Below are 11,692 nucleotides of genomic sequence, written 5' to 3' on the forward strand. Positions count from 1 at the left end.
ACCACTGCCACCTGCCGATATGCCGCTATGTCAGAATGTAGGCGCACTTTTGGCCGGTCCGCACAAGCCGGTGATCGGGGGAGAGGGGGCCGTGGCACCCACGTTGCGCCGGATCACGGCGATCGTACCGCTCCACCTGGAGGTTCTCGCCGGGAGGAGCGAGCTCGACCGCCCCGTGCGATGGGTCGCCGTGAGCGAGCTGGAGGACCCCACCCCGTTCCTGGAGGGCGGGGAGCTCGTGCTCACCACCGGCATGCGCCTGTCCGGCGCCGACGCCGGACCGTACGTCTCCCGGCTCGTGGCCCGGGGTGTCGCGGGGCTGGGGTTCGGTGTGGGGCTGAGCCACGACGTCGTCCCGCCGGCGTTCGCCGAGGCGGCCGAGTCCGCCGGGCTGCCGCTGGTCGAGGTGCCGAGAGACACCCCGTTCATCGCGATCGGCAAGGCCGTCAGCGACCTGCTGGCGGGGGAGCAGTACGAGGAGATCAGCCGCGCCTTCGCCGCGCAGGGCCGGCTGACCAGGGCCGCCCTGCGGCGCCGGGGACCGGTGGCGGTGGTGGACCGGCTGGCCAGGGAGATCGGCGGCTGGGCACTGCTGCTCGACCCCTCCGGCGCGGTCCGTCACGCCGCCGACGCGACCGGCCGCCCGGCGGACAGAGCGGGGCAGGAGGGCCCGGCGGAGGAGTGGGCGCTGGAGACGGCCCGGTCGCTGGAGCCCGAGATCGCCCGGCTGCGGAGCGCGCCGTCCCCGGCGAGCCTCGCGCTGGCCACCCCGCACGAGCACGTCGTCGTCCAGCCGCTGGGCCGCCGGGGGTTCTTCGCCGTGGGTTCCCCGCGGCCGTTCTCGCCCATCGCGCACACGGTCGTCAACGCGGCCGGGTCCCTGCTGACGCTCGCGCTGGAACAGGGCAGGGAGCAGCGCGCCGCCGCGGCGCGGGTGCGCGCCGCGGTGCTGCGGCTGCTGCTGGCCGGTCAGACCGGAGCCGCGGCGCGGACGCTGGCGGCCCTGGGCCTGCGGCTGCCCACCGAGCCGGTCACGGTACTGGTCTGCCAGACCGCCGACCCGGACGCGCTGACCGAGGCACTCGGCGGCGCGGCGCCCGCCTGTCTCACCGCCCCCTGGGAGGGCCTGCTCGTCGTGCCGGCTCCGGACCCGTACGCGGAGGAGGTCGTCGCGCTGGCCGCGCGGTACGGCCGGGTCGGGGTCAGCGCGCCCGGAGTGGACCTGTCCCTGGGACACGGCGCGGAAACAGGCCCACCTGGTGAGAGAGCCGAAGCCGCCGGCGGTGGCGTTCACACGGCCGGAGGCGGGCCCCGGCTGGACCTGGCCGTCGGGCTGGACCAGGCCAGGCGGGCGCTCGCCTCGGCCTCACCGGTCGCACGCTTCACCGAACTCGCGGGCCAGGGACTGCTGTCGCTGCTGGATCCGGACGCCGCGGCGTCGTTCGCCGCCGCGATCCTCGCGCCGCTGCGCGAGTACGGCTCCCGCGCCGACCTCGTCGCGTCGCTGCGTGCCTATCTCGCGAGCAACGGGCACTGGGACGCCGCCGCGCAGCGTCTCGGCGTGCACCGGCACACGCTGCGTTACCGGATGAAGCGGGTGAGCGAGTTGCTCGGGCGCGACCTCGACGACCCCGCCGTACGCGCCGAGCTGTGGATCGCGCTGTGCGTGTGACCGGGTGGCCTGGTGACCTGAGGCCGGTCAGGCCTGGGGCCGGGCCATGAACGCGCGGATGGCCGCGGTCGTCACGATGTCGTAGGTCTTGCCGTCCGGCAGGTGCCCGGCACGTTCCAGACTGAGCGCGCCCTGCGCCGCGGCCCACAGCGTGTCGGCGACCTTCCGGGGCTGGGTCGGCATCAGGCGGCCCGCCGAGATGCAGTCGGCGATCACTCGGTCGACGATGTTGAGCGCGGCCCTCGCCAGCGTGCGGGCGCGCTCGCTCGGGACGAACCCGGGGATGGTCCGCTCGAACATCAGGCTGTAGTAGCCGGGCTCGGACAGCGCGGCCTCGCGATAGGCGGGACCCAGCAGGCTGAGGTGCTCCATCGGGTCCGCGCGCTGCGGCACGGCCTCCAGCCTCCGGCGGAACCGTTCGAAGCCCTCCAGGTAGAGCGCCTCGGCCAGGCCTTCCTTGCTGCCGAACATCGTGTAGATCAGCTGGGTGGAGCAGCCGGCCTCCGACGCGATCCTGCGTACGGTGAGGCTCTCCGGGCCCGCGGAGGCGAGCAGGTCGTTGGCGACGTCGAGAAGGCGGGTGCGGAGCTCGTCGTAGTTGCTTCGATGGCCGCGTGCGTAGGCACCCTGAAGACCGAGCGGCGCCGGCGTACCCATCAGCGACGAGCCCTTCTGATTGTGGGGGTCCCGCGACAGACCCGGAAGATGACTTAACCATGCCGCTCGGCTTTCAAACCGCTGGGAAACCGAAAACATCATGAAATTGCCGCTCATCCGTGACATCCCGCCAAAGTTGTCCACGATGGCGTGCCGGAGGGCGGCGATTGGCCCGTCCGGAGTAGGGACCGGTCCCGGGAGGGGCCATAGCGTGAAGGCATGGACGTGAGCCGCACTTCCGATCCCCGCCCCTTCTGGCTCGCTGGTCGTCCCGCCACGGGAGACGCCGAGCAGACCGTGACCAACCCGCACGACGGAAGGGTCGTCGGCGTCCACTCGGTCCCGACGCCCGACCAGGTCGAGCGGGCCGTCGCCGCCGCCCACGCGGTGCGCGGACAGGCCGCCGCCCTGCCCGTCCACGTACGCGCCGAGGCGCTGGCCCACGTGGCCCGGCGGCTGAGCGAGCGCGCCGAGGAGATCGCCCAGCTGATCAGCGCCGAGAACGGCAAGCCGATCTTCTGGGCCCGGGGCGAGGTCGGCCGGGCCGTCTCCACCTTCCGCTTCGGCGCCGAGGAGGCCCGCCGCTTCAGCGGAGACGTGCAGCGGCTCGACACCGAGCCCGCGGCGCAGGGACGGCTCGCCTACGTCTCCCGGGTGCCGTACGGGCCGGTGCTGGCGATCACGCCCTTCAACTTCCCGCTCAACCTGGTGGCGCACAAGGTCGCTCCCGCCATCGCCGTGGGCGCGCCGATCCTGGTCAAGCCCGCCCCCGCGACGCCGCTGTCGGCGCTCGTGCTCGGCGAGATCCTCGCCGAGACCGACCTGCCGGAGGGCGTGTTCTCCGTGCTGCCGGTGCCCAACGACCGGGCCGCATCCCTGGTGGAGGACCCCCGGCTGCCGGTCATCTCCTTCACCGGCTCGGGACCGGTCGGCTACTCCATCCTCGACAGCGTGCCGCGCAAGCACGTCACGCTCGAACTCGGCGGCAACGCCGCCGCGGTCGTGCTCGCCGACGCTGACCTCGACTGGGCGGCGAGCCGGGTGGCGCTGTTCTCCAACTACCAGGCGGGCCAGAGCTGCATCGCGGTGCAGCGCGTGATCGTGGAGGACTCGGTCGCCGACGCCTTCACCGAGAAGCTGGTCGGCGCCGTCGGCGGCCTTGTGACCGGCGACCCGGCCGACGAGAAGACGCAGGTCGGGCCCCTCGTCAGCGAGGACGCCGCGATCCGCGTCGAGAACTGGGTCAACGAGGCCGTGGCGGCCGGGGCGCGCCTGCTCGCGGGCGGCACTCGCGATGGCGCGACCATCGCCCCCACCGTGCTGGCCGACGTGCCCGCCGGCGCCAAGGTCGCCTGCGAGGAGGTCTTCGGGCCGGTCATGACCGTGCAGCGGGTGACCTCCGTCGACGAGGCGTTCGCCCTGGTCAACGACTCCCGGTACGGCCTGCAGGCCGGGGTCTTCACCCGCAGCCTCGACGTCGCCTTCCGGGCCAACCGGGAGCTCGAAGTCGGCGGCGTCGTCATCGGCGACGTGCCGTCGTACCGGGCCGACCAGATGCCGTACGGCGGGGTGAAGGAGTCGGGCGTGGGCCGTGAGGGGCTGCGCTCGGCCATGGAGGACCTCACCTACGAGAAGGTCATGGTGCTCACCGGCCTCACGCTGTGACCCGGCCGCCCGGTCGGACAGTGGCGCGATCACACTGACCGTCGTCTTCGCCGGTCTCGTGGGCGCTCGGTCTCGCGGCTCTCGCCGCGGGGCGGGTGTACGACGCCCCTGATCGGGGCAGCGGGACGTCCGCGGCGCGAGCGGCCGGGACGGCCGTCGCCGTCGCCTGCTTCGGCCTCGTCCTGGCCGGGGCGTTGCTCGGCCTATACGTAATGCTGACCAAATGAGCGGGGTCGGAGATGCCGGAAGCGTCGCAGGTCGCGAAGGATCACCCGGACGGCGTCGAGCTGCTGCGGCGCACGCCCGGGCTGAAGGTGCTGGACGACGATGACGACGATCCCGTCCTCGTCCGCGCCGACGGCGGGCCGGTGGACACCTGGCGCGAGCACTACCCGTACGACCACCGCGTCTCGCGGCAGGACTACGACCGGCAGAAGCGGCTGCTGCAGATCGAGCTGCTGAAGCTGCAGTACTGGCTGAAGGACACCGGCGGGCGCCTGGTCATCCTCTTCGAGGGACGGGACGCGGCCGGCAAGGGCGGCACGATCAAGCGCTTCATGGAGCACCTCAACCCCCGGGGCGCGACCGTGGTGGCGCTGGAGAAGCCCAGCGAGCGCGAGCGCGGCCAGTGGTACTTCCAGCGGTACATCTCCCACCTCCCGGCCGCGGGGGAGATGGTGCTGTTCGACCGGTCCTGGTACAACCGGGCCGGGGTCGAGCGGGTCATGAACTTCTGCACCCCCGAGGAGTACATGGAGTTCATGTACCAGACGCCGCTGTTCGAGCGGATGCTCGTCCGCGACGGCGTCCGCCTGGTCAAGCTGTGGTTCTCCGTCTCCAGGGCCGAGCAGCGCACCCGGTTCATCATCCGCCAGGTCGACCCCGTACGGCAGTGGAAGCTGTCGCCGATGGACATCGCCTCACTGGACCTGTGGGACGAGTACACCCGGGCGAAGGAGGACATGTTCCTCAACACCGACACCGAGGACGCCCCCTGGACGATCATCAAGAGCAACGACAAGAAGCGCGGGCGCCTGGAGGCGATGCGCTACGTCCTCTCCATCTACGACTACGACGACAAGGACGTCTCGGTGGTGGGCGAGCCCGACCCCCTGATCGTCCGGTCCGCCGCCGACATCGTGGACGAGGACAACGCCGCGCCCCTGTCGTCCTTCTGACCGCGCCGCACGCCTCCCGCACGGTCAGGCAGCACGGTCAGGCAGCACGGTCACGCCTGTTCCGCGCCGCGGAACAGGTCGCGTACGGCGGAGCCGAAGTGGGGGCCGTACATCGTGCGCTGGTCGTTGCTGTACTTGAAGCTGCTCACCGAGGTCAGCGTGCCGCGGCCGGAGCCGGGGTCGAAACCGCTGAGCCAGGGCCCGCCGCTGGCCCCCGCCGTGAGGTCGCACCGCAGGCCCTGGTCGCGGGTCTGCCCCTGCGGGTCGCCGTGCGGCATCCCGGCGCAGTAGAGCAGGCGCTCCCCGTCGTACGGGGGGTCGGCGGGGAACCCGAACCCGTAGGTCCGCCGGCCCTGCGGCGTGTCGAAGCCCAGAGGCTGGCCGCCCACCACGTCGGTGAGGTGCCGGCCGTCCTGGTCGTCCACGGCGACCATTCCCACGTCGTAGTCGTCGTTCCCCGAGCGCGACCAGGGCCCCGCGACGAACATGCGCCGGGCCGGGAAGACGCCGTACGGCTGACGTCCCTGGTCGTAACCGGGGACGAAGGTCCAGTTCTCGGCCCAGGCCCCGGAGCCGTCCTTGACGCAGTGCCCGGCGGTGACGACCACGTCGCGGTTCGCGCTGCGCACCGCGCTGGCCGAGCAGACGAAGTCCACGCCGTTCATGGTCAGGAAGACCCTGCCGGTGGTCCTCGTCACCGAACCGCCCGCCGCCCAGTGCGTGCCGCTCGTGGTCGCCGGAGGCATCATCGCCGCCTGCCGGGTCCTGGTCGCCCCGCCCGCCCCGCCGGTCTCGAACGTCCCGGTCCGTACGGCGGGCCGCGCCGCGCCGGGCGCGAGCACCGGCGGAGGCAGGGCGGTGATCTTCTGCAGGCCCGCCAGCAACCCGATCGGGACCGCCCGCGCCATCCGCTGCGGCGTCCAGTAGGGCTCGGAGGTGTGGTCCGCCGCGTGTTCCACCACGTCCGTCACAGGGTCCGTCACGGGGTTCGTCACGGGGTTCGTCACGGAGTTCGTCACGGGGCCCTGCGACGGCGGGACCGCCGGTCCGGGGCCGCGGACGAGTCCGGCGGCGAGGAGGGTGACGGCAAGCAAGGGGAGGCTCGGAGTCATGGCTCCCGAGTGTGGACCACCTTGGGTGCCCGCGTGGCTACTTTCCGTGAATCAGGGTGCCGCTGGTTCCTGGGCCGTGTTCTGGGCCGTGGTGTAGACCGCCTCGGCCTCCGGGCCGAAGTACGGCCCGAACATCCAGGAGGGCGCGAAGTTGTACTTGAAACTGTTCACCGAGTTGACCATGCCGCCGCCGGTGCTCAGGCTGAAGTTGAGCAGCCACGGGCCGCCGCTGGAGCCTCCGGTCATGCCGCAGCTCAGCCCCTGGTCCTCCGAGGACAGGTAGTCGTCGAACGTGCGCCCGCTGCAGTAGACCAGCCTCGACCCGTCGTACGGCGCGCCGGCCGGGTAGCCGAAGGCGTACGTCTGGCGTCCGCGCGGCTGGTTGAACGCCACGCCCTGGCCGCCGACGACGTCGGTCAGGCTCTTTCCGCCCTGGGGCGCCACGACGGCGGCGGCGACGTCGTAGTTCATGTTCTCGCCGGAGTTCCACTGGGAGGTGGTGAGCAGGGTGGTCGCGGGCCAGGTGCCGTCGGGCCGGTTGCCCTGGTCGTAGCCCGGCACGAACACCCAGTTGGCGTGGAACGCGCCGTTCAGCTTCACGCAGTGCCCCGCCGTGATCACGACGCTCTTGTTGGCGCTGGTGACGGCGGTGCCGGTGCAGGAGGCGTTCCGGCCGGCACCCGACCCGGCCGTCACCGTGAAGAAGACCCGGCCCGTGGTCCTCGCGATCGTCCCGCCCGCCGTCCAGGACGACCCGGAGGTCCGGGCGGAGGCGGCGGCCTGCGCGGACGTGCCCGTGGCCGCGCTTGTGGGAGTGTTCGCGGTGGCGCTTGTCGGGGCGACGGCGGCGGGGCTCGCCCCGGACACGTCGAGGAGGGCGGAGGCAGCGGCGGCGAAGTGCCGCGAGCCCGTGCTGGGAGCCTCCAGCGGCCTGGCGGCCTCCATCCGGGCGGTGGTCCAGAACTTCCGGACCGTCCGCTGCTCCGCCGCCGTGTCGGCCGCGTCGTGCACGGCGGGCCGCGGGGTCGTCCCCGAGACCGTCCGCGGGACCGTCCGCGGGGTCGTCGCCGCGGCGCCGGCGCCGGCGGCGGCGGGCAGCGTGGCGAGGACCACAGCCGCCGCCGCGAAAGCGGGGGCCGCGAGGGCCGTGAGACGTCGTGCCAAGGGGTGCATGCCTACCTCCGTGTCGGGATGTCCTGACGCGGGAAGGTAGCGACGCCTCCGGCCGGATTTCTCACGATCCGCCTATACGGTTATGGGCAGATTCCGGCATAGATGTACTGGTTTCTCCGTCGCATCGCGTGTTCCGTACGGTGGGACGGAAGGGCGACGCGGATGCCGCCGCGGTCGTCGTCTCGGCGACAATGAGGGAATGAGCTCCCAATCCCCGCCGCAGCCCCGGTCAGTCGTCGTGCTGGGCTCCACCGGCTCCATCGGCACCCAGGCCCTCGACGTCGTCGCCCACGCGTCCGGACGGTTCCGGGTGACCGCGCTCGCGGCGGGCGGCGGGCGGGCCGACCTGCTCGCGCGGCAGGCGGCCGAGACGGGGGCGGAGACGGTGGCCGTCGCCGACCCCGCGGCCGTGCCCGCGTTGCGGGCGGCGCTCGCCGCCGCCGGGGCGCGGCCCCGGGTGCTGGCGGGCCCGGAGGGGGTGGCGGAGGTCGCCGCGTCGCCCTGCGACGTGGTGCTGAACGGGATCACCGGGGCGCTCGGGCTCACCTCCACCCTCGCGGCGCTGGAGGCGGGCCGGGTGCTCGCGCTGGCCAACAAGGAGTCGCTGATCGTGGGCGGGCCGCTGGTCAAGCGGCTGGCCGGGCCGGGGCGGCTGATCCCGGTCGACTCCGAGCACTCCGCGCTCGCCCAGTGCCTGTGGGCGGCCGGCCCCGGCGGGGCCGCTCCGGCGGCCGTACGGCGGCTGGTCGTGACGGCGAGCGGCGGCCCGTTCCGGGGCAGGAGGCGGGCCGAGCTGACGGACGTGACGCCCGAGATGGCGCTGAACCACCCGACGTGGTCCATGGGCCCGGTCATCACCGTGAACTCGGCGACCCTGGTCAACAAGGGCCTGGAGGTGATCGAGGCCCACCTGCTGTTCGACATCGGCTTCGACCGGATCGAGGTGGTGGTCCACCCGCAGTCGATCATCCACTCGATGGTGGAGTTCGTGGACGGCTCGACGGTCGCGCAGGCGAGCCCGCCCGACATGCGGCTGCCGATCTCGCTCGCGCTGGCCTATCCCGAACGGGTGCCCGGAGCGGCCCGGCCGGTCGACTGGTCCACCGCCCGCACCTGGACCTTCGAGCCGCTCGACGACGAGGCGTTCCCCGCCGTCGCGCTGGCGCGGCATGTGGGCACGCTGGGCGGCACGGCCCCGGCGGTCTACAACGCCGCGAACGAGGTGTGCGTGGAGGCGTTCCTGAAGGGCGCACTGCCGTTCCCCGGCATCGTGGACACCGTGGAACGCGTGGTGGCCGCCCACGACCCCGGCCCCGCGTCGTCCGTCGAGGAGGTCCTCGACGCCGACGCGTGGGCGCGGGCGCGGGCGGCCGAGCTGACGCGCTGAGACCACTGCCACCGCAGCTGAGACCACTGCTGGAACCACTGCTGGAACCACTGCTGGAACCACTGCTGGAACCACTGCTGGAACTGTGGCGCGCCCCGGGTCAGGTGGGGCGCGCCACAGCCGGGCGGGTCAGGCCGCCGAGCAGGTCAGCGACGGGGTGCCGCTGCTCGATCCGTTGGCCAGGAAGCCGAAGGTGGTCGAGGCGCCGGCGCCGAGGCTGCCGTTGTAGTTCACGTTCTGCACGCTGACGTTGCTGCCGGACTGGCTCAGCGTGCCGTTCCAGACCTGGGTCACCGTGACACCGCTCGGCTGGGTCCATCTGACGGTCCACCCGCCGATGGACGAGGAGCCGGCCTTCACCGTCACCTCACCCTGGAAGCCGCCGCCCCACGAGCTGACGACGTTGTACGTCGCAGAGCAGCCGCCGGGGCCGCTCGACGGGGTCGGGCTCGGCGAGGTGCCGGGCGTGCGCGACGGCGAGGCCGACGGGCTCGGCGAGGTGCTGGGCGTGCGGGAGGGCGAGGCCGACGGGCTCGGCGAGGTGGGCGGGGTGGGGGTGGGGGTGCTGGTGCCGGTCTGGCCGACGCCCGTCACCTCGCCGTTGCCGCCGTCGAAGACGACGTCGGAGCAGCTGTAGAACGTCTCGTTGCTGTCCGAGCGCTGCCACACGGTGTAGATGATGTGGCGGCCGCTCTTACCCGACGGCAGGTGGGCGTTCCAGTAGTAGTGGCCGTCCTCAGTGCCCACCGAGCCGACGCTCGGCGGGTTGGTGACGCTGTCGAACGGCGTCGACTCCAGGTCGCTCCACGCCAGCGCGCGGGTCGGGCTCCAGGAGTCCTTGGTGACGTACGACCGGAACGTGCCGGGGTGCGCCGCCCACATGTTGTACCTGTACTGGATGGTCGCCCCGGACGTCAGGTGGGTGACCGGCCAGTCGTTGCGGGCGAGGTCGAAACCGCTGAAGTCGTAGACGACCGCGCCGCCGCTGCACAGCTGCCCGTCCGGGATGAAGCCGGACATCCGGCCCGCACCGTCCGAGCGGAGCACGGCGAACCAGTTGTACAGCGCGTTGGTCCCGCTCTTGGCGACCGCGGCCGCGCAGGCCGGGTTCTTCGGCTGGATGGCCCCGCTCGAGGTCGTGCCGTCCTTCCAGCACAGGTAGGTGCGGCTGCCGGGCATCATCGGGGCGCCGTGCGCGGACGCCGGGGAGGCGAGCACGACGGCGGAGACGAGGGCGGACAGCGCGGCGACGATCACGCCGATCGTCACCTTCGATGGTGTTCTTCGTGGTCTTCCCACGGGCTACCCTTTCGCGTGGTCATGGCTGCCGCACTCGTGGTGCAGCACGGCACCGCCGACGGCGCGAGCACGTCGGCCCCGGGGGACAGCCTCTGACTAACCGACCTGATGGTGGTGGTGCGAGAGCACTCGCGCTGATCGGACTGTAGGTCGGCCCCGCGCCGCCGCCCACCCCGGTCGGCGCGGCGGCGCTCGTCCATGCAGGTGGGACCGTTTTCATCCTTCGCGGGTCATGAAACCTTCATTCGTCGTGAAAAGGTTTCGGGCCACCCGCCCGCGCGGCACTCCTTAGACTGGGAGAGCCCCCCATCGGGCATCGCCTATCACACAAGGTGCAGAAATGTCTGTTGATCTCGGGATTCCCGCCGTACGGAACCGGCCCATCGCCACGCGGCGGGTGTCGCGTCAGATCATGGTCGGTTCGGTCCCCGTCGGCGGGGACGCGCCGGTCTCGGTGCAGTCCATGACCACCACGCTGACCGCCGACGTCAACGCCACACTCCAGCAGATCGCCGAGCTCACCGCGACCGGCTGCCAGATCGTCCGCGTCGCGGTGCCGTCCCAGGACGACGCCGAGGCGCTGCCGGCGATCGCCCGCAAGTCGCAGATCCCCGTCATCGCCGACATCCACTTCCAGCCCAAGTACGTCTTCGCCGCCATCGAGGCCGGCTGCGCGGCGGTGCGGGTCAACCCCGGCAACATCAAGAAGTTCGACGACAAGGTCGGCGAGATCGCCCGCGCCGCCTCCGACGCCGGCGTGCCGATCAGGATCGGCGTCAACGCCGGGTCCCTCGACCCGCGCCTGCTGGCCAAGTACGGCAAGGCCACCCCCGAGGCGCTGGTGGAGTCCGCGCTGTGGGAGTGCTCGCTGTTCGAGGAGCACGGCTTCCGCGACATCAAGATCTCCGTCAAGCACAACGACCCCGTCGTGATGATCCAGGCCTACCGGCTGCTGGCCCAGCGGTGTGACTATCCGCTGCACCTGGGCGTGACCGAGGCCGGGCCGGCCTTCCAGGGCACGATCAAGTCGGCGGTGGCCTTCGGCGCGCTGCTGGCCGAGGGCATCGGCGACACCATCCGGGTGTCGCTGTCGGCGCCCCCGGTGGAGGAGGTCAAGGTCGGCGCCCAGATCCTCGAGTCGCTGGGCCTGCGCGAGCGCGGCCTGGAGATCGTCTCCTGCCCGTCCTGCGGCCGTGCCCAGGTGGACGTGTACACGCTGGCCGAGCAGGTTCAGGCCGGCCTGGCCGGGCTCAAGGTGCCGCTGCGCGTGGCCGTGATGGGCTGCGTGGTCAACGGACCCGGCGAGGCCAGGGAGGCCGACCTCGGCGTCGCCTCGGGCAACGGCAAGGGGCAGATCTTCGTCAGGGGCGAGGTCATCAAGACCGTGCCCGAGTCGCGGATCGTGGAGACCCTCATCGAGGAGGCCCTGCGCCTGGCCGAGGAGATGGGCGTCGAGGTGGACCTCGACGACGACGAAGCCGGCGGTCCCGAGGTCGTCGTCCGCTGACCACCCGGCCGTCGCCACAAGCCGTTACAACAAGCCGTTACA

The 11,692-nt window shown here is 72.3% G+C and carries 9 protein-coding genes; 5 read left to right on the forward strand and 4 right to left on the reverse strand.

Going from position 1 to position 11,692, the window contains the following annotated elements:
- Nucleotides 1–91: 91 nt before the first annotated feature.
- Nucleotides 92–1,672: a PucR family transcriptional regulator gene (locus OG344_RS18540; RefSeq protein WP_405084168.1), complete on the forward strand. Its 1,581-nt coding sequence runs from the start codon at nucleotides 92–94 to the stop codon at nucleotides 1,670–1,672.
- A 27-nt stretch (nucleotides 1,673–1,699) separates the two neighbouring features.
- Here OG344_RS18540 and OG344_RS18545 read toward each other — a convergent pair whose 3' ends face one another.
- The gene (locus OG344_RS18545; protein WP_327044544.1) at nucleotides 1,700–2,329 is read right to left on the reverse strand and encodes a TetR/AcrR family transcriptional regulator; all 630 of its coding nucleotides are present in this window, start codon (nucleotides 2,327–2,329) and stop codon (nucleotides 1,700–1,702) included.
- A 219-nt stretch (nucleotides 2,330–2,548) separates the two neighbouring features.
- On the opposite strand from OG344_RS18545, the gene OG344_RS18550 reads away from it, so the two are divergent.
- Nucleotides 2,549–3,994: an aldehyde dehydrogenase family protein gene (locus OG344_RS18550; protein ID WP_405084169.1), complete on the forward strand. Its 1,446-nt coding sequence runs from the start codon at nucleotides 2,549–2,551 to the stop codon at nucleotides 3,992–3,994.
- A gap of 239 nt (nucleotides 3,995–4,233) precedes the next feature.
- Nucleotides 4,234–5,172 carry a polyphosphate kinase 2 gene (ppk2, locus tag OG344_RS18555; RefSeq protein ID WP_327044546.1) on the forward strand — a complete coding sequence of 313 codons (939 nt, stop codon included), beginning with the start codon at nucleotides 4,234–4,236 and terminating at the stop codon, nucleotides 5,170–5,172.
- Nucleotides 5,173–5,222: 50 nt separating this feature from the next.
- Here the strand turns inward: ppk2 and OG344_RS18560 are convergent, their stop codons facing one another.
- Together OG344_RS18560 and OG344_RS18565 are read right to left on the reverse strand one after the other, a co-directional pair.
- On the reverse strand, nucleotides 5,223–6,284 hold the full coding sequence (locus tag OG344_RS18560) for a trypsin-like serine peptidase (RefSeq protein ID WP_405084170.1): 1,062 nt from the start codon (nucleotides 6,282–6,284) through the stop codon (nucleotides 5,223–5,225).
- A gap of 51 nt (nucleotides 6,285–6,335) precedes the next feature.
- The gene (locus OG344_RS18565; protein WP_405084171.1) at nucleotides 6,336–7,457 is read right to left on the reverse strand and encodes a peptidase; all 1,122 of its coding nucleotides are present in this window, start codon (nucleotides 7,455–7,457) and stop codon (nucleotides 6,336–6,338) included.
- Nucleotides 7,458–7,656: 199 nt separating this feature from the next.
- On the opposite strand from OG344_RS18565, the gene dxr reads away from it, so the two are divergent.
- Nucleotides 7,657–8,844 carry a 1-deoxy-D-xylulose-5-phosphate reductoisomerase gene (gene dxr, locus OG344_RS18570; protein WP_327044549.1) on the forward strand — a complete coding sequence of 396 codons (1,188 nt, stop codon included), beginning with the start codon at nucleotides 7,657–7,659 and terminating at the stop codon, nucleotides 8,842–8,844.
- Between the two features lie 129 nt (nucleotides 8,845–8,973).
- On the opposite strand, the gene OG344_RS18575 is transcribed toward dxr, so the two are convergent.
- The gene (locus tag OG344_RS18575; RefSeq protein WP_327044550.1) at nucleotides 8,974–10,113 is read right to left on the reverse strand and encodes a lytic polysaccharide monooxygenase; all 1,140 of its coding nucleotides are present in this window, start codon (nucleotides 10,111–10,113) and stop codon (nucleotides 8,974–8,976) included.
- A 370-nt stretch (nucleotides 10,114–10,483) separates the two neighbouring features.
- On the opposite strand from OG344_RS18575, the gene ispG reads away from it, so the two are divergent.
- On the forward strand, nucleotides 10,484–11,650 hold the full coding sequence (gene ispG, locus OG344_RS18580) for a flavodoxin-dependent (E)-4-hydroxy-3-methylbut-2-enyl-diphosphate synthase (RefSeq protein ID WP_405084172.1): 1,167 nt from the start codon (nucleotides 10,484–10,486) through the stop codon (nucleotides 11,648–11,650).
- The last annotated feature ends 42 nt before the right edge of the window (nucleotides 11,651–11,692 follow it).

Origin of the sequence: Microbispora sp. NBC_01389 (assembly GCF_045040095.1) — a bacterium.
Lineage (GTDB): Bacteria > Actinomycetota > Actinomycetes > Streptosporangiales > Streptosporangiaceae > Microbispora.